The 17,793-nt window shown below is 70.8% G+C and carries 17 protein-coding genes; 11 read left to right on the top strand and 6 right to left on the bottom strand.

Features of this window, described 5'->3' with window-relative positions; translation table 11 throughout:
- Window position 1: 1 nt before the first annotated feature.
- Both ACIA8R_RS14220 and ACIA8R_RS14215 read right to left on the bottom strand, forming a co-directional pair.
- Entirely contained in the window at window positions 2–1,690 is a 1,689-nt protein-coding gene (locus ACIA8R_RS14220) for an ABC transporter ATP-binding protein (protein WP_397038559.1), read from the bottom strand.
- Window positions 1,691–1,745: 55 nt separating this feature from the next.
- Entirely contained in the window at window positions 1,746–2,921 is a 1,176-nt protein-coding gene (locus ACIA8R_RS14215) for an MFS transporter (RefSeq protein ID WP_357704207.1), read from the bottom strand.
- Between the two features lie 45 nt (window positions 2,922–2,966).
- Between ACIA8R_RS14215 and ACIA8R_RS14210 the strand changes: the two genes are divergently transcribed.
- Genes ACIA8R_RS14210 through ACIA8R_RS14190 form a run of 5 tightly spaced genes read left to right on the top strand, consistent with a single transcriptional unit; the run spans window position 2,967 to window position 9,977 of the window.
- Window positions 2,967–6,479: a nitrate reductase subunit alpha gene (locus ACIA8R_RS14210; protein ID WP_397038556.1), complete on the top strand. Its 3,513-nt coding sequence runs from the start codon at window positions 2,967–2,969 to the stop codon at window positions 6,477–6,479.
- Window positions 6,479–8,080: a nitrate reductase subunit beta gene (gene narH, locus ACIA8R_RS14205; RefSeq protein ID WP_364098655.1), complete on the top strand. Its 1,602-nt coding sequence runs from the start codon at window positions 6,479–6,481 to the stop codon at window positions 8,078–8,080. The genes ACIA8R_RS14210 and narH overlap by 1 nt, the downstream gene beginning before the upstream one ends.
- Complete coding sequence (narJ, locus tag ACIA8R_RS14200) at window positions 8,077–8,631, top strand: nitrate reductase molybdenum cofactor assembly chaperone (protein ID WP_357704201.1); 555 nt, start codon at window positions 8,077–8,079, stop codon at window positions 8,629–8,631. The genes narH and narJ overlap by 4 nt, the downstream gene beginning before the upstream one ends.
- Window positions 8,628–9,308, top strand: a complete 681-nt coding sequence (gene narI, locus ACIA8R_RS14195) for a respiratory nitrate reductase subunit gamma (RefSeq protein WP_364098650.1) — start codon at window positions 8,628–8,630, stop codon at window positions 9,306–9,308. Before narJ ends, narI begins: the two co-directional genes overlap by 4 nt.
- A gap of 48 nt (window positions 9,309–9,356) precedes the next feature.
- A complete protein-coding gene (locus tag ACIA8R_RS14190) occupies window positions 9,357–9,977 on the top strand; it encodes a phosphotransferase (protein ID WP_357704197.1) in 621 nt (206 codons plus the stop codon).
- Window positions 9,978–10,030: 53 nt separating this feature from the next.
- On the opposite strand, the gene ACIA8R_RS14185 is transcribed toward ACIA8R_RS14190, so the two are convergent.
- Entirely contained in the window at window positions 10,031–10,450 is a 420-nt protein-coding gene (locus ACIA8R_RS14185; RefSeq protein WP_364098644.1) for a spore-associated protein A, read from the bottom strand.
- Window positions 10,451–10,609: 159 nt separating this feature from the next.
- On the bottom strand, window positions 10,610–11,290 hold the full coding sequence (locus ACIA8R_RS14180) for a phosphotransferase (RefSeq protein ID WP_397038553.1): 681 nt from the start codon (window positions 11,288–11,290) through the stop codon (window positions 10,610–10,612).
- A gap of 69 nt (window positions 11,291–11,359) precedes the next feature.
- Between ACIA8R_RS14180 and ACIA8R_RS14175 the strand changes: the two genes are divergently transcribed.
- The 6 genes from ACIA8R_RS14175 to ACIA8R_RS14150 all read left to right on the top strand — a co-directional run bounded on the left by ACIA8R_RS14175 (window position 11,360) and on the right by ACIA8R_RS14150 (window position 16,080).
- Window positions 11,360–11,746: a VOC family protein gene (locus ACIA8R_RS14175; protein WP_357704192.1), complete on the top strand. Its 387-nt coding sequence runs from the start codon at window positions 11,360–11,362 to the stop codon at window positions 11,744–11,746.
- Window positions 11,747–11,860: 114 nt separating this feature from the next.
- Window positions 11,861–13,015 (top strand): RtcB family protein, encoded by a 1,155-nt coding sequence (locus ACIA8R_RS14170; RefSeq protein ID WP_397038551.1) that lies wholly within the window; start codon window positions 11,861–11,863, stop codon window positions 13,013–13,015.
- 169 nt (window positions 13,016–13,184) lie between these two features.
- Complete coding sequence (locus ACIA8R_RS14165; RefSeq protein ID WP_397038549.1) at window positions 13,185–13,490, top strand: hypothetical protein; 306 nt, start codon at window positions 13,185–13,187, stop codon at window positions 13,488–13,490.
- Between the two features lie 22 nt (window positions 13,491–13,512).
- A complete protein-coding gene (locus ACIA8R_RS14160) occupies window positions 13,513–14,232 on the top strand; it encodes a Crp/Fnr family transcriptional regulator (protein ID WP_397038547.1) in 720 nt (239 codons plus the stop codon).
- A 31-nt stretch (window positions 14,233–14,263) separates the two neighbouring features.
- Window positions 14,264–14,989, top strand: a complete 726-nt coding sequence (locus tag ACIA8R_RS14155; protein WP_357704184.1) for a Crp/Fnr family transcriptional regulator — start codon at window positions 14,264–14,266, stop codon at window positions 14,987–14,989.
- Between the two features lie 146 nt (window positions 14,990–15,135).
- Window positions 15,136–16,080 carry an anti-sigma factor RsbA family regulatory protein gene (locus ACIA8R_RS14150; protein WP_397038545.1) on the top strand — a complete coding sequence of 315 codons (945 nt, stop codon included), beginning with the start codon at window positions 15,136–15,138 and terminating at the stop codon, window positions 16,078–16,080.
- Window positions 16,081–16,091: 11 nt separating this feature from the next.
- On the opposite strand, the gene ACIA8R_RS14145 is transcribed toward ACIA8R_RS14150, so the two are convergent.
- Complete coding sequence (locus ACIA8R_RS14145; protein WP_364098627.1) at window positions 16,092–17,252, bottom strand: CU044_5270 family protein; 1,161 nt, start codon at window positions 17,250–17,252, stop codon at window positions 16,092–16,094.
- Window positions 17,249–17,779, bottom strand: coding sequence for an RNA polymerase sigma factor (locus ACIA8R_RS14140; protein WP_364098624.1), 531 nt, complete (start codon window positions 17,777–17,779; stop codon window positions 17,249–17,251). The genes ACIA8R_RS14145 and ACIA8R_RS14140 overlap by 4 nt, the downstream gene beginning before the upstream one ends.
- Window positions 17,780–17,793 lie beyond the last annotated feature (14 nt).

The following is a 17,793-nucleotide window of genomic DNA, read 5'->3' as shown; positions in this document are numbered from 1 at the left end:
GTCAGCCCTCCCCTCGGGTCACGGTCGCGGCGTATTCGGGTGAGGCGTCCAGCAGGTGCCGGTGTGTGCCCTCGGCCAGCACCCGGCCGTCGGCCACGTAGATCACGTGGTCGGCCCGGTCGAGCACCAGCGGGCTGGTCGTGCAGATCATGGTGGTGCGGCCCGCGCGCGCCTTGGCCAGCCGCTCGGCGATGCGGGCCTCGCTGTGGGCGTCGACGGCGCTGGTGGGCTCGACCAGGATGAGCACCTCGGGGTCGGCGACCAGGGCCCGCACCAGGCGCAGCCGCTGCTGCTGTCCGCCGGAGAACTCGCGGCCGGCCTCGGACACCAGGGCGTCGAGGCCGTCGGGCAGCGCCTCGACGATGTCCTCGGCGCAGGCGGCGTACAGGGCCTGGCGCACGTCGTCGTCGGAGGCGGCGTCGCGGACGTCGAGCTCGGCCCTGAGCCTGCCGGTGAACAGGCGGGCGTCGTTGCCGGCGACCAGGATGCGCGAGCGGATCTCGGCCATGGGCAGCGTGGCCAGCTCGACGGCGCCGAAGGTCACGTCGCCGGGCGCGTACCGGCCGAGCCGGTCGGCGATGGCGGCGGCCTCCTCGGGGGCGGCGGCCGCGACGGCGGTGAGCATGCCGGGCTGGAGGGTGACGCCGCTGTAGGAGTCGCGCAGCACGCCGCCGGCGCTGGTCTCGGTGCCGCCGGCGACCTCGGGCTCGATCGACAGGATGCGGATGACGCGGCGGGCCGCGACGTGGCCCTTGGTGAGCTTGTCAGCGGCCTCGGTCAAGGTGCGTAGCGGCCCGATCAGGAAGGCGGCGTAGCCGTAGAGCGCGACGAGGTCGCCGGTGCTGATCTCGCCGCCGACCGCGAACGTGGCGCCGATGCCGGTGACGACCGCGACGAGCAGGCCGGGCAGCAGGATCTGGGCGCCTTCGAGCAGCGACTCGACCCGGGCCACGCCGACCCCGGCGTGGCGCACGCGCTGGGACTCCTCGCCGTAGCGGCCGGCGAACACCTGCTCGCCGCCGATGCCGCGGAGCACCCGCAGGCCGGCCACGATGTCGGCGGCCCTGGTGGACAGGTCGCCGGTCAGCTCGCGCTGCCGCTTCTGCCGCCGGTGCAGCGGCTTGAGCAGCGGCGAGACGGCGACCGCCATGAGCGGCACGCCGAACAGCACGAGCAGCCCGAGCGGCACGGAGGTCGTGAGCAGGATCACGGTGACCGCGACGATGGCCACGACCGAGCCGGTGCCGCGCAGCAGGATGTCCATGGAGCTGCCGATGTGGGCGATGTCGGAGTTGCCGACGCTGACGACCTCGCCGGTCGAGACCTTCTTGGGCAGCGTCGCCCCGAGCCTGGCGGCCTGCCGCGCGGTCACCTGGACGGTGCGGTAGGCCGCCGACAACCAGTTGAACACCGCCATCCGGTGCCGCATGATCCCGGTGAACGCCTGGAGCAGGCCGAGCCCGAGCAGGATCGACGCCCAGGTCAGCAGCGCCCTCGTGTCCTTGGCCGTGACCGCGTCGATGCCCTTGCCGAGCACCGCGGGCACGAGCGCCTGCACCAGCCACCACAGGGTGGCGAAGCCGATGCCCGTCAGCAGGGCACGCGCCTGGCGCCGCGCGTTCCACCACAGGTAGCGGAGTGGGCTGCGGATGTCGGGCACGCCGGGATCGGCCTCAGGAAGGGAGCGCATAGCCTGACAAGGTTGACAAGCCATTGCCCGGCCCGGCAAACGGTTTTTCGCCAGGCTAACGCTCGGGCACGTGCCTGAAGGCGCGCACGGTGTAGAGCAGCGCGACCAGGGCGGTCAGCGCGAGCAGCAGGTAGCCGACCGTGTACGACCCGGATGCGCCGTAGACGGCCCCCATCACCAGCGGCGGGAAGTAGCCGCCGAGCCCGCCGGCCGCGCCCACCAGGCCGGTCACCGTCCCCACCTTCGACGCCTCGACCAGCTTGGCCACGAGGGCGAAGACGCCGCCCGTGCCGAGGCCGAGGAAGCCGGCGATGAGCACGAAGCACGCCCCGGCGGGCACCTCGGCGGGCGGCCGGAACGACAGCGCGACCGCCATCACGACGGTCCCGGCCAGCGAGATGAGCAGCACCTTGACCGGCCCGATCCGGTCGGACAGGGTGCCGCCGGCGGGCCGGGCGGCGACGGCGGCGATCGAGAACCCGGCCGCGCGCAGCCCGGCGCCGGTCTGGGCGAAGTGGTAGACGTTCTGGAGCAGGGTGGGCAGGTAGGTCGAGAACGCCACGAAGCCGCCGAAGGTGACGGCGTACAGGAAGGCGCACTGCCAGGTGGCCCTGATCTTCGTGGCCTCGCGCATCCGGGGCAGGGCCGGGGCGGTGGCGGGCGACCAGGCGGGGGAGTCGCGGCTGCCGCCGATCATGATCACGCCCATCAGGGCGAGCACCGCGGCCATGAGCAGGTGCGTCGGGAACCGGCCGAAGTCCTCGACCAGGCGAGGGGTGAAGAACGACGACAGCGCGGTCCCGCCCATGCCGGCGCCGAACACGCCGGTGGCGAAGCCTCTGCGCGCGGGCTCGTACCAGGCGTTGACGAACGGGATACCGATGGCGAACGACGTGCCGGGGATGCCCAGGAGGAACCCCCAGAACAGCAGCCACCCGTACGAACTGGACAGGCCCACGAGAAGGACGGGCACGATCGACACGAAGCAGATGATCGCGAACATCCGCCGCCCGCCGAGCCGGTCGGCCAGCACGCCCACGGGGATGCGGCCGAGCGAGCCGACCAGCACCGGGATCGCGACCAGCAGCGAGGTCTGTGTCGGGGAAAGGTGCAGTTGCCTGCTGTAACTGCCGGACAGGGGACCGATGAGGTTCCAGGCCCAGAACGTCACGGCGAAGGCCGCCGTGGCCAGCGCCAGGTTCCGCACCTGACCTTTACGAAGCACAGCCATATACCCTGTGTAACAGAGAGTCACTTTCTGTGATGAAGTGGGGGTATGAGTGCCGAGGATCTCCTGCTGAAGACCGGCCGGTTCCTCCGCAGATCGGCCACCAGCGGCGACCTGCGGACCCTCTACCTGAAGGGGGGCACGGAAGGCGACGCCTTCTACCGCGACCGGTGGAGCCACGACAAGGTGGTCCGCTCGACGCACGGCGTGAACTGCACGGGCTCGTGCTCGTGGAAGGTGTTCGTCAAGGACGGCATCATCACCTGGGAGACGCAGGAGACCGACTACCCCGGCGTGGGCCCCGACCGGCCCGAGTACGAGCCGCGCGGCTGCCCGCGAGGGGCGGCCTTCTCCTGGTACACCTACTCGCCGACCCGGATCCGCTACCCGTACGCGCGGGGCGTGCTGGTCCAGCTCTACCTGGAGGCCAGGGAGCGGCTGGGCGACCCGGTCGCCGCCTGGGCCGAGGTCACCACCGACCCGGACAAGAGGGCGGCCTACCAGGGCGCCCGGGGCAAGGGCGGTCTCGTCCGCGTCACCTGGGACCTGGCCGTCGAGATGGTGGCGGCGGCGCACGTGCACACCATCCAGGCGTACGGGCCCGACCGGGTGGCGGGGTTCTCCCCCATTCCGGCGATGTCGATGGTCTCGCACGCCGTCGGGTCCCGGTTCGTGTCGCTGATCGGCGGCACGATGCTCTCCTTCTACGACTGGTACGCCGACCTGCCGGTGGCCTCCCCGCAGGTGTTCGGCGACCAGACCGACGTCCCGGAGTCGGCCGACTGGTGGGATGCCGCGTACCTGATGATGTGGGGCTCCAACGTCCCGGTCACCCGCACGCCGGACGCCCACTGGATGGCCGAGGCGCGCTACCGGGGCCAGAAGGTCGTGGTGGTCTCCCCCGACTACAGCGACGCGGCCAAGTTCGCCGACGAGTTCCTGAGCGTGCGTCCCGGCACGGACGGCGCCCTGGCCATGGCCATGGGGCACGTGCTGCTGAAGGAGTTCTTCGTCGACCGCCAGGTCCCCTACTTCACCGACTACGTCAAGCGCTTCACCGACCTGCCCTTCCTCGTCACGCTGCGCGAGCACGAGGACGCGTACGTGCCGGACAAGTTCCTCACGGCCAAGGACCTGGGCTCGGCGGAGGAGGCGGCCGAGTGGAAGACCGTGCTCATGGGCGGGTCCGGCGAGCCGGTGGTCCCCAACGGCTCGGTCGGCTTCCGCTGGACCGACTCCGGCGAGGGCCGCTGGAACCTCGACCTGGACACCGACCCGAAGCTCACCCTGTACGGCGGCGAGTCGGCCCAGCTCCTGCTGCCGCGCTTCGACGGCGAGGGCGCCCTGCGCAGGGGCGTGCCGGTCGCCCGCGTCGCCGGACGGCTGGTGACGACGGTGTTCGACCTGCTCCTGGCCCAGTACGGCGTCCCCAGGCCCGGCCTGCCCGGCCTCTGGCCCGGCGGGTACGACGACGCGGAGCAGCCGTGCACGCCCGGCTGGCAGGAGCCGGTCACCGGCGTCCCGGCCGAGCGGGTGGTCAAGATCACCCGTGAGTTCGCCAGGACGGCCGAGACCACCCGCGGCCGATGCATGATCATCATGGGTGCGGGCGCCACGCAGTGGTTCCACGGCGACACGATCTACCGGGCGTTCCTGTCGCTGTTGCTGCTGACCGGCTGCCAGGGGCGCAACGGCGGCGGCTGGGCCCACTACGTCGGCCAGGAGAAGTGCCGCCCGCAGAGCGGCTGGGCGGTGCTGGCCGGCGCGCTCGACTGGTCGCGGCCGCCCCGGCAGGCGCCCGGCACGCCGTACTGGTACCTGCACACCGACCAGTGGCGTTACGACCGGTTCGACGCGGGCGCCCTGACCTCGCCGCTCGGGCCCGGCGCCTTCCGCGGCAGGCACACGGCCGACCTGGTGGCCGAGGCCGTGCGCAACGGCTGGATGCCCATGTCGCCCGCCTTCGACCGCAACCCGCTGGAGCTGGGCGAGCACGAGGACCCCGTCGCGTACACGCTGGAGGAGCTGCGGCAGGGCAGACTCAGGCACGCCGCCGACGACCCGGACGACCCGGCCAACTGGCCGCGGGTGCTGACCCTGTGGCGGTCGAACCTGCTCGGCTCGTCGGCCAAGGGCAACGAGTACTTCCTGCACCACCTGCTGGGCGCCACGTCCAACCTGGAGCACCCGGACGAGGAGGCGCCGAGGGGCAAGCTGGACCTGCTGCTCACGCTCGACTTCCGGATGACCTCCTCGACGATCTACTCCGACGTCGTGCTGCCCGCCGCCACCTGGTACGAGAAGTACGACCTGTCCTCCACGGACATGCACCCGTTCGTGCACGCCTTCAACCCGGCCATCTCGCCACCCTGGGAGACCAGGACGGACTTCGCGGCCTTCCACGCCATCGCCAGGGCCTTCAGCGCGCTGGCCAAGGAGCGGCTGGGGGTGCGCAAGGACGTCGTGGTGGTCCCGTACCAGCACGACACGCCGGGCGAGACCGCGCAGCCCGGCGGGCGCGCGTCCGGCACGCCGGAGCCGACGCTGAAGGTGGTCGAGCGCGACTACGGCGCGGTCGCGGAGAAGCTGGCCGCGCTCGGCCCGCTCACCGAGAAGCTGGGCCTCCAGGTCAAGGGCGTCACGTTCACGCCGGACGAGGAGGTCGCCTGGCTCGGCCAGCGCTGCGGCCTGGTGCCGCGCGGCGTCGCCAAGGGCCGGCCGGAGCTGGACACCGACGCCAAGGCGTGCGAGACGATCCTCGCGCTGTCGGGCGTGAGCAACGGCAGGCTGGCCGCCCAGGGCTTCCGCCAGCTCGCCCGGCGCACCGGCGGCAACTTCGACGACCTCGTGGACGAGGGCCACCGCATCGTCTTCGCCGACACCCAGGCGCGGCCCACGCACGTCGCGGCCAGCCCGGAGTGGTCCGGCAAGGAGGCGCACGACCGCCGCTACTCGCCGTTCACGATCAACGTCGAGAACGGCAAGCCCTGGCACACGCTCACCGGCCGCATGCACTTCTTCCTCGACCACGACTGGATGCACGAGTACGGCGAGGCCCTGCCGATCTACCGCCCGCCGCTGGACATGGCCGAGCTCTTCGGCGAGAGCGCCACCCTGCGCTACCTGACCCCGCACTCCAAGTGGTCGATCCACTCCGAGTACCAGGACAACCTGCTCATGCTGTCGCTGTCGCGCGGCGGCCCGACCATCTGGATGTCCACCGAGGACGCGACCCGGCTCGGCATCGCCGACAACGACTGGATCGAGGCGGTCAACCGCAACGGCGTCGTCGTGGCCAGGGCCATCGTGTCCCACCGGATGCCGAAGGGCACGGTGTACATGTTCCACGCCCAGGACCGGCTGATCGACGTGCCGAAGTCGGAGGAGACCGGCCGCCGCGGCGGCATCCACAACGCGCTGACCAGGGTCCTGATCAAGCCCACGCACATGATCGGCGGCTACGCCCAGCTCTCGTACGCCTTCAACTACTTCGGCCCCACGGGCAACCAGCGGGACGAGGTCACCACCATTCGCCGCAGGTCGCAGGAGGTGCGCTACTGATGAAGATCATGGCTCAGATCGCCATGGTGATGAACCTGGACAAGTGCATCGGGTGTCACACCTGTTCCGTCACCTGCAAACAGACCTGGACCAACCGTCCCGGCGTCGAGTACGTCTGGTTCAACAACGTCGAGACCCGCCCCGGCCAGGGTTACCCCCGCCGGTACGAGGACCAGGAACGCTGGCGGGGCGGCTGGAAGCTCGACCGCAGGGGCCGGCTGACGCTCCGCGCCGGAGGACGGTTCCGCAAGCTGGCGAACATCTTCGCCAACCCGCTCATGCCCTCCATCCAGGACTACTACGAGCCCTGGACCTACGACTACGAGAACCTGACCCGCTCCCCGCTCTCCGACGACGTCCCGGTCGCGCCGCCGAGGTCGCTGATCAGCAACGAGCCCATGAAGATCCGCTGGAGCGCGAACTGGGACGACAACCTGGGCGGCGACCCGTCCCCCGACCCGGTGCTGGGGAAGCTGTCGGAGCAGGTCAGGCTGGAGTTCGAGCAGGCGTACATGTTCTACCTGCCGCGCATCTGCGAGCACTGCCTGAACCCGTCGTGCGTGGCCTCCTGCCCGTCGGGGGCCATGTACAAACGGGCCGAGGACGGGATCGTCCTGGTGGACCAGGACAGCTGCCGGGGCTGGCGGATGTGCGTGACGGGGTGCCCGTACAAGAAGGTGTACTTCAACCACCGGACCGGCAAGGCCGAGAAGTGCACGTTCTGCTACCCGCGGGTCGAGGTGGGGCTGCCGACGGTGTGCTCGGAGACCTGCGTGGGCCGCCTGCGCTACCTCGGGGTCCTGCTGTACGACGCCGACCGGGTGAGCGAGGCCGCCTCGGTGCCGGACGAGCGCGACCTGTACGAGGCCCAGCTCGGCGTCTTCGTGGACCCCGACGACCCGGCCGTGGCCACGTCGGGGCTGCCCGCCGACTGGATCGAGGCGGCCCGCAGGTCCCCCGTGTACGACCTGATCACGAAATATCGCATAGCGCTCCCCCTGCACCCGGAGTACCGGACGCTGCCGATGGTCTGGTACGTCCCGCCGCTCTCCCCCGTCGTGGACGCCCTGGCGAACACCGGGCACGACGGCGAGGACGCCGACAACCTGTTCGCCGCCATCGAGTCGCTGCGCATCCCCGTGGCGTACCTGGCCGAGCTGTTCTCGGCGGGCGATCCCGTACCGGTGACGGCCTCGCTGCGCCGTCTGGCCGCGATGCGCTCGTACATGCGCGGGGTCAACCTGGGCCAGGAGCCGGTCCTGCCGGACACCGGCCTGACCGAGGACGACATCAAGGCCATGTACCGCCTGCTGGCCCTGGCCAAGTACGACGAGCGGTACGTCATCCCGACCGCGTACGGCAACGTGCCCGGCGTGGTCGAGGAGGCCGGATGCAGCCTCGACTACTACGGCGGCCCCGGCATGCAGGCCCCCTTCGGGGAGGCGTCGGGCAAGCCGCTCCCGGTCTCCGTCGAGTCCTTCCACGGCCTCAAGGACCGCCAGACCAGCGACGAGATCACCCACGACCGGGTGAACCTCCTCAACTGGGACGGCCGGGGCAGGCCGGCAGGGCTCTTCCCGCCGAAAAAGGGAAAATCATGAACAAGGCCGTGATCTGGCAGGCCGCCGCCCACCTGCTCGCCTATCCCGACGAACGTTTCCACCGCCGCCTCCCGCTGATCAGGGAGGCCGCCGAACCGCACTTCGCGGCGTTCCTGGCGCGGATCGCGGACATGGAGGCGGGCGACCTGGCCGCCCACTACGTCGAGACGTTCGACCTGCACCGGCGCTGCTGCCTTTACCTGACCTACTACACCGACGGTGACACCCGCCGCCGCGGCGCGTCTCTGGCCGCGCTCAAGCAGCGTTACCGCGTGGCCGGGTGGGAGCTGATGGAGGACGAGCTGCCCGACTTCCTGCCGGTCGTGCTGGAGTTCGCGGCGCTCGACCCGTCCGGCGTGGCGGTGCTGAGGGAGCATCGCATCGGGCTTGAGCTGCTGCTGTCCGCCCTGACCGGGCTGGGCTCGCCGTACACGGAGGTGATCGGGGTGGTCTGCGCGGCGCTGCCGCCGCTCACGTCCGCCGAACGCGCCGCCGCGCAACGCCTGGCCGCAGGGGGGCCGCCGGCCGAGACCGTGGGAGGCTACCGGTGAGCTGGGGCGAGAGCATGCTCTGGACGGTCACGCCGTACGTCACCCTGGTCATCTTCATCGGCGGGCTGATCTGGCGGTACAAGTACGACAAGTTCGGCTGGACCACCCGGTCGTCGCAGCTCTACGAGAGCCCGCTGCTCCGCGTGGCCAGCCCGGTGTTCCACTACGGCCTGATCTTCGTGATCATCGGGCACGTCACCGGCCTGCTCGTCCCGATCTCCTGGACGGACGCGGTCGGCGTGTCGAACGAGGCGTACCACGCCAACGCCCTGATCTGGGGCGGCCTGGCCGGGCTGGCCACGCTGGTGGCGCTGGTCCTGCTGGTCTACCGCCGCCGTACGAACGGGCCCGTCTTCCTGGCCACGACGAAGAACGACAAGACCATGTACGTGGTGCTCGCCGCGGCCATCATCGCGGGCGTGGTGACGACGGTGGCGGGGTTCGTGCCGAGCGAGGTGAGCTACCGGACGACGGTCGCCCCCTGGTTCCGCGGCATCTTCGCCCTCAACCCGGACACCGCGGCGATGGGGCACGCGAGCATCCTTTACAAGGTGCACACCGTGATCGGGATGGCGTTGTTCGTGCTTTTCCCGTTCAGCCGCCTCGTGCACGCCCTTTCGGCGCCGATCACCTATTTGTTCCGCCCTTACATCGTGTATCGGGCCCGGTCCCGATAGCGCGCCGCACCGCCCGGAACGGGGGCGGGTGCGCCAGAATCGTTGGCTGTGGAGCACGGGTACACCAACAGCACGGTCGGCGACGGCGCTCTGGTCGTCAAGTGTTACCAGGGCCCGGAGGCCGCCTTCAGGCTGGGCACGGAGAGCAGGTACCTGCGCCGCCTGCGCGGCCGGCTGCCGGTCCCGCGGGTCCACCAGATCACCGCCACGAGCCTGACCACGCGCTTCGTGGCCGGCGTCCACGGCCAGGACCTCCTGGACGAGGGCCGCGCCGCCGAGGTGCTGGCCGAGTGCGGCCGGGTCCTCGCCCGCATCCACCGCCTCGGCATCGTGCACGGCGACTACGGGCCCCAGAACCTGCTGTTCGACCCCGCCACGTTCGAGACCACCGCGATCCTCGACTGGGAGTGGGCCCATCCGGGACGGCCGGTGGAGGACCTCGCGTGGTGCGAGTGGATCGTCCGCAGCCACCACCCCGAGCACGTGTCCCTGCTGCCGCGCTTCTTCGACGCCTACGGCGGCCCGGTGCCGGCGTGGACCGAGCGGCAGGCGTCGATGGTGGCGCGCTGCCGCGACCTGCTGGAGTTCTGCGGGCGGTGGGAGCCGGGCGGGGGCGGCGAGAAGCTGTGGAGGGAACGCCTCGACCTCACGGCCGCCTGGAGCGCCTGACGCCCCCCCCGGTGCCCGAGCCCCGGGGGCCGAGGCTCGGACGTCCTGACGGATCAGCCGCAGTGGCTCCAGCCGCTGGTCCACACGTACGGCGACTCGTCCCAGGCGCCGCCCCACTTGACGCAGGTGTTGCTGGCGGACAGGATCACCGGTCCCGCGTACGACTTGAACTCACCGGCGTCGGACTTGGTCGCGCCGCCCTGCACGCTCAGCGTCGCCCGCATCCACCGCGTGTACGGCGTCTTGTTGACCGTCACGACGCAGTTCTTGCCGGTGCCGGAGTTGTAGGACAGGTAGATCGTGCCCAGCGCCGTGCTGCCGGACTTGAACGGGTGCGAGTCGATGACGCGGAACCCGGACCCGCACACGCCGGCCGGGTCCACGGCGGCGGTGGCGGCCTGGGCGGGCAGGACGCTCGCCAGCCCGCAGGCGAGCACACCCGCGGTGAGGAGCGTCTTGGTGATCGTGCGCATGTTCATCCTTACTGTCGCTCTTGATCGTCCGTCAGCTTCGCGCAGCAAGTGATCAACAAAGCGAACAGCAGGCGAACAACACACAAATGCGATTTCGGCTCCCCCGTAATCCACGGCCTTCCCGGCCCGGCCAGGGACGACCGCGCAGGTACGGCGGGGTCACCCCAGAGCGGCGGCGAGCCGCGTGATCTCGCCCACAGCCGCGCCGAGCCCGGCGATCTCCGCCGCGCTGAGCGTCGGGTTGGCCTCCCGCCTGGCCCTGGCCGCCGCCAGATGCTCCTCCCCCGGCAGGGCGTCGCCGAGCCCGGCCAGCAACCCGCCCAGGACGGCGTGCGCCACGTCCGCGATCCCGGTCTCCGGCCGCACCGCGACCTCGGCCAGGATCACCGCGGACATCGCGCGGTCGAGCGCGGGCGGCCCCTCCTCGGCGTTGGCCCAGTCGATCACCATCGGCCCCCGGGACGTCAGCATGACGTTGTCGGGATGCAGGTCGAGATGGAGCACCCGGTGCCCGGGATCGGCCGCCGTCCGCGCCGGGATCTCGTGCAGCCCGCGCAGCAGCCGCGCGAGGATCGTCCCCGCCTCCCGGGGCTCCATCCGGCCGGCCAGCACGGCGTGCAGCATCGTGGGCCCGGCCAGGCGTTCCATCACCAGGTCGGCCGGCCCGTGACCGCCCGGGTACACCCGCGGGACGGGATAGCCGCGGGCCGCCACGTGGGCCATGACCTCCGCCTCCCGGCGGCTGTCCACCGGGAACCGGTTGCGCCGCAGCACCCGGCCGTCCCCGAGTGCGTACACGTCCGCGGTGCGGCCCGTTCCCAGCAGCTCGCCGATCTCCATCAGGCCCCTTCTTGTGGTGTCGGAGAAGTGTCGCGCGACATGCGCCCCGCATTGGGGCAGGATCCCACCATGGTGTCGGTATTGCAGAACGTCGCGATCGACTGCGCGGATCCGTACGAGCTGGCCAGGTTCTGGAGCGAGGTGACCGGCTGCCCCGTGCACCCGGAGGACCGTCCGGGGGACGAGGAGACCCGGGTGATGCTGCGGGAGGGCCCGATCCTGCACTTCAACAAGGTGCCGGAGCCGAAGGCGGTCAAGAACCGGCTGCACCTGTGCCTGCGTCCCGACTCCACGCGTGACGAGGAGGTGGCACGCCTGGTGCACCGGGGGGCCACCCTGATCGCCGACCTCCGCGAGCCGGACGGCACGGGCTGGGCGGTGCTCGCCGACCCCGAGGGCAACGAGTTCTGCGTCCTGCGCAGCGCCGCCGACCGCGCCGCCGCCGCCCACCCATAGGCGGATCCCGCGCACGGGGGCAGGCGCCCATAAATGCCGCATTAGATAAAATGAGTGGGAATTCCTCCCTGGTCCAGTCAAACTGATCACCAACCAGCGAGGAGATCTGAATTCATGCCGAACCAGCCCGCACCGAATTTGCTGTCGTGGGCCAGCGAGATCGACGAAGGCGCGATCATGCAGGCCGCACGTACCGCCCGCCTGCCATTCGTCTCCGGCCACGTCGCTCTCATGCCTGACGCACATGTCGGTATCGGCGCGACGGTCGGCTCGGTGATTCCCACGGAGAATGCCATCATTCCCGCCGCCGTCGGCGTGGACATCGGCTGCGGCATGGTGGCCACGGAAACGACGCTCACGGCCTCGGACCTTCCCGACACCCTGGCCGCCCTGATGCCGATGGTGGAGCGCCGCATCCCCGCCGGGGTCGGCAAGGGCCACGAGGACCCGTCGATCGACCGTACGCTGAGCGACCTCGGCGTCCCCTACACCGACCTCAACCCGAAGCAGACCAGGAAGGTGGCCGAGCAGTTCGGCACCCTCGGCTCCGGCAACCACTTCGTGGAGGTCTGCCTCGACGAGCGCGACCACGTCTGGACGGTCCTGCACTCGGGTTCGCGCGGCATCGGCAACCAGCTCGCCCAGATGCACATCACGGGCGCCAAGAAGCTGATGAGGAAGCAGGCCGTCGGCCTGGAGGACCCGGACCTCGCGTACCTCGTCCAGAGCACGCCGGAGTTCACCGCGTACATCGAGGACATGCTGTGGGCCCAGCACTACGCCATGGCCTCGCGTGCCCGCATGGACAAGGTGCTGATCGACGCCCTGTTCAGGGTCGTCGGGACGGGCCGGCGCGTCCGCACGATCAACTGCCACCACAACTTCACCCAGCAGGAGACCCACTACGGCAAGTCCCTGTGGATCACCCGCAAGGGGGCCATCAAGGCCGACACCGGCGACGAGGGCGTGATCCCTGGCTCGATGGGCACCCGCTCCTACATCGTGCGCGGCCGGGGGAACACGGAGTCGTACAACTCCTGCTCCCACGGTGCGGGACGCCGCATGTCGCGCACGAAGGCGAAGCGGGAGTTGTCGGCCCGCTCGCTGACCGAGGCGATGAAGGGCCGCACCTGGAACGCGGACCGCGCCGCCGCCCTGGTGGACGAGCACCCTGAGGCGTACAAGCCGATCGACCAGGTGATGGCCGACCAGAAGGACCTGGTCGAGGTTCAGCACACCTTGCGCCAGATCTTCAACTACAAGGGCTGACCGGGGATGTCCCGCCCGCGGGGCATCCCCTGCGTCACCGCTGTTCTCCCAGCTCCCGGAGCGACACTGACAGCATGTCGAATTGCACTCACGGTGAGTCGCCTGAAGGGCAACGTCGTCCCCCGAGGGAGGCGATGGTTGGGGTGGACCCCGACAGAGGAGCAGCGACATGGTCAGGCGAAGAGCGGACCGGGAGCCACCGACCGAACTGACCGCCGGCGCGGTCGGCATCATCGTGGTGGGTTTCGCCACCCAAACAGGCCCATTGCACGCCACCTGGGTCGCACAAGGAGCTGCCGGGACGATCTCCCTGATCCTCCTCCTTCTCACCGCCCTCGCCCTGCTGGGAACGCTGGCCGCCTGGACGACGGCTAAGTACAGTTCCGTTGCGAGGGCGATGTATCCGCGGCTCGCCATGACGGGAATCCTCCTGTTCGTGGCCTGGCTGTTCGCGGCGACCGCGTTGCCGGGCTGATCCACGACCGCTAGGAATGGTGATGCAGCCACCTCCAGACGCAGGCGGCCCCTCCGCCTCCTCCTTCGCCTTCTGGGAATCCCTGCAGCCGGAGGATCGGGATCACCTTGAGGCCGTCGGCCACCTCCGGCGTTTCCAGGCGGGCAGCATCCTCATGCGCAGCGGCGATCCCGCCGAGGAGGTGCTGGTCGTGCGGAAGGGCGTCGTGCGGATCTACATCGCCGACGCCGAGGGGCACGAGGTGATGATCAACGTCCTGGGAGTCGGCGCGGTCGTCGGCTCGTTCGAGGCCGTGGAGCAGGACGGCCGGATCGCGACGGCACAGGCGATCAACGACGTCGTCGCGCTGTCGCTGACCATTGAGCAGTTCGTCGGATTCCTGAACTCCCACACAGAGGGCTGGGCCCTCATGTGCAAGATCCTGGTCGGGCACATTCGACAGTCGAACCGCGCGCGACTGGCCTATCGCGTGCTCGACGCGCGCCAGCGACTGGCGCTTTCCATTCTCGACAACCTCGACGCCCTACAGAATTACTACGACGAGAGCCCCGAGGAGAAGAACACCCTCCCCTTCAGCCAGAACGAGTTGGCGGGCATCATCGGAGCAAGCCTTTCCACCGTCGCCCACATACTCGCCGGCTGGCGCAAGCGCGGGATAGTCAGGACTCGCAAGAACTCCTTGGTCGTCGACGACACGCTTGCCCTCCGCAAGATAGCCGGGAATCCCAAGTGGATGGGATGACCCGCGCGGCATTCGATCAGCGGGAGCGGACGTGAACCGATACGACTATCTGGCCCACATCCTCGACTCGGACCGAACAGATCCGGGAGCCGTCTTCTGGACCGCGCTCACCCCGGACGAGCAGCAAGCCCTCGCCGACCTCAGCCAGGAGCAGCTCTTCCACCGCGACGAGCCGCTCATGAGAATCGGGGAGCCCCCGATCTGCGTGATGGTCATCCAGTCCGGCTTCGCGAAGGTGCTGTATTCCGACGCCGAACGCACCGACTGCCTGGTCACCGTCATCGGACCGGGAAACCTGGTGGGAGAGTTCGAGGCCATCGACGGAGGGCGGCGCAGGGCCACCATCGTCGCGCTCGACGAGACCCGGGTCTACCGGCTGAGCACCAGGAAGTTCCTGGACTTCATCGAGGAGCACCGGCACGCCGACCTGATACTCAAGCAGTCGCTCATCTCCAGGTTCAGGGAGGTCAACCGGATGCCGCTGTCCATGGCGTCGCGCAAGCCCTCCCAGCGGCTCGCGCTGCTCCTGCTCGACCTGCTCTCGCGCTACGGCACCGACGGCCCCGAAGGGCGCTGCGTGACGGTGCCGCTGACCCAGGAGGAGATCGCCAACTGGGTCGGGGTCAACCGCCAGATCGTCAACAAGCTCCTCGGCTCGTGGCGAAGCGAGGGCATCCTCCGTGTGGCCCTACGTCAGGTGACGGTGCTCGATGCCGATCGCCTGCTTCAGCAGGCGTACCGGCGGTCCATTGGCTAGGGTGACCGACATACGCCCTGTATGCGCGCACCCGGGAGATATACCGTTGAGTACGGCCCGACCCCTCCGACTGCTTGTGGCGGCCTCGTGCGGCAGGCCGAAGGCGTGTCCATGAGCGGTCCCGTCGCCGAGAGAACGGGTCGCACATGATCGCCGTCGCCGACCAGCCGGACGAGCACCCGCTGGTCCACCAGGCGCTCGTCTACTCCAGCGACGCCGGTTTCCTGGCGGTGGCCGTCCCCTTCTGCCGCGACGGGCTGGCCGCGCGGGAGAAGGTGCTCGCGGTGACCACCGCCGCCAACATCGCCCTGCTCACGCGGGCCCTCGGCGACGACGCCGGCGGGGTCGAGTTCGTCGAGACCGGCGGCTGGTACGACGCCCCGGGCCGCACCCTGGCCGCCTACGGCCGCTACCTGGACGGCAACCCCCGGGTCAGGGTCATCGGCGAGCCTGTCTGGCACGGCCGCACGCCGCTGGAGGAGACCGAGTGGACCCGGTACGAGTCCGCGGTCAACGCCGCGTTCGCCGCCCGGTCCGCCTGGATGGTCTGCGCCTTCGACGAGCGCGCGGTGCCGGACCGGGTCGTCGCCGGCGCCCGGCGTACCCACCCTGGGCTGCTGACCGGCGACGGCCCCCGTGCCAGCCCGGACTACGTCGAGCCCGGGTCCTTCACCTGCGCCGCCGATCACGACCCGCTCCCGCCGCCGCCTCCCGGGGCGGCCGCGCTGCGCTTCGACGGCGACCTGCACCGCGTGCGCCGGCACGTACGGGCGACCGCCGAACGGCTCGGCCTGTCCCGCGCCCTGACCGACCGCCTGCTGCTGACCGTCAACGAGGTCGCCGCCAACGCCGTCGAGCACGGCGGCGGACACGGCGACCTCGCGATCTGGACCGACGGGAACGCCGTCGTGTGCGACGTGACCGACCCGGGGAAGCTGACGGCCGTCCTGCCCGGCTACCTGCCGCCCGCCCCGACCGCCCTGCGCGGGCACGGCCTGTGGGTGGTCCGCCAGCTCTGCGACCTGCTGGAGGTGCGTTCCGGCCCCTCCGGGACCCGGTTCCGCCTGCACCTGAACCTGCTTCCCGGCTGAGCGGGCCCTTCTCAGCGCTTGGGGCCGGCGTCCGTCCAGCCGGACTCCAGGACGGCCTCGGAGCTCGACACCGTGCCCGGCTCCAGGACCGCCATCGCGCCGCGCGGCTCGACCACGATGCTCTCGGTGCCCAGTGCCCGCCCGGTGGCCTCGTCGAAGATCAGGCGGCTCTCCCGCACGCCGGTCCTCTTGTCGTTCGCCCGCAGGGCCGCGGCCGTCCCGGTACGTCCCTCGGCGTCGGTGACGTTCTCGATGACCTTCACCGAGTCCAGCCCGGCCAGCATGCGGAAGGCGGCGCCGCGCACCTGCGGGGTCACCGGCATGTCGACGATCAGCCCGACGCTGACCGCGAACAGCCAGTCGTCGGAGGACATCTTCACGCTGGACGACTCGGTCGAGTGCCCGGTGTAGGAGTCGAGCAGCCACTTCTTCAGCTTCGCCGGCTCGTCCGGCAGGCCGCGCAGGTCCTTCATCGTGACGTTGCGGCCCAGCCAGAAGACCTTGTCGCCGTCCACCAGGGAGCTGTGCGAGGTCGCGGGCTTGCCGGAGGCGGTCGACAGGCGCATCGGGGCCACCTTCTTCATCGGCACGACCACGTCGATCTCGCCGGGTGACCCGGCCTGCTCCCAGGCCAGCCGGTCGGCCTCGCCGGCGGGCTCCGCGCCGAGCCGCTGCTGACGGCTCCACTGGTCGCCGCCGGTCGCACGCGGCGTCCACTCGTCGTTGCGCTGCCGGTCCACGACCAGGTAGCCGCCCTTGACGGCGGGGTAGACGTACCTGCTCACCGACGAGGTGTACCACCAGTCGCCGGTGCCGTCGGGCTGCCGGTCGGCCTTCTCCGCGGCGGCCAGCAGCACCTCCCTGGCCGACAGCGTGACCTTGCGCGGCGTCGCGGACGCGCTCTCCCCGGCCTGCGGAACCTGGCCGTCGGCCTGCGGAGCCTGCCCGCCGGGCTGCGGCGCCGCGTTCCCCGCCACCACGACGGCTACCGCCGTCGCCCCCGCCGCGAGGGCCGCGAGCCCCCACACCGGACGCACGACCGCGCGCCGCCGCCGGGGCCGCCGGGCGCCCGACATGGCGCGCGAGAGCTCGGCGGCCCTGGTGCGCTCGTCCACCGGCCGGTCGCCGAGGTGCGCGGGCCGGGCGGCCCGGAGTTCGTCCATCGGGTTCATGACCACTCCTCGCTGAGGTTGCGCACGTAGGGACGGGACGGTTCGGACGATTCCATGGCCCGGGCGAGGCGCTTGCGGGCCCGGTGCAGCCGTACGCGGAAGGCCGCCGAGGAACAGCCGACGACCCGGGCGCCCTCCTTGGGCGTCAGCCCGTGCCAGGCGACCAGCATGAGCACCTCCCGGTCGTCCTCGTGCAGCTCGGCCAGCGCCCGCAGCACGCCCAGGCGCTCGGTCACCTGCTCGGCCACGTCCGGACGGCCGTCCTCGGTCCAGGTGCCCAGCTCGGCGGCCAGCGCGTCCCTGCGCGCCTGTGAGCGGGCGTCGTCGCGCAGGAGGTTGCGCGCCACGCCGAGCAGCCACGGCAGCGGCGGCTCGGGCACGTCGTCCAGCCGCCGCCAGGCGATGGCGAACGTCTCGCTCACCACCTCGTCGGCCACCTGTCGGCCCGCACGACTGACCACGTAGGCCCACACCCGTTGTCGGCATTCGTCGTACATGCCGGTGAAACGGTGGGAATCATCCGTCACCGCGCAGCCCCTTC

The organism is Nonomuraea sp. NPDC051191, assembly GCF_044455665.1.
Lineage (GTDB): Bacteria > Actinomycetota > Actinomycetes > Streptosporangiales > Streptosporangiaceae > Nonomuraea.
This window is presented reverse-complemented; position numbering and strand designations above follow the sequence as displayed.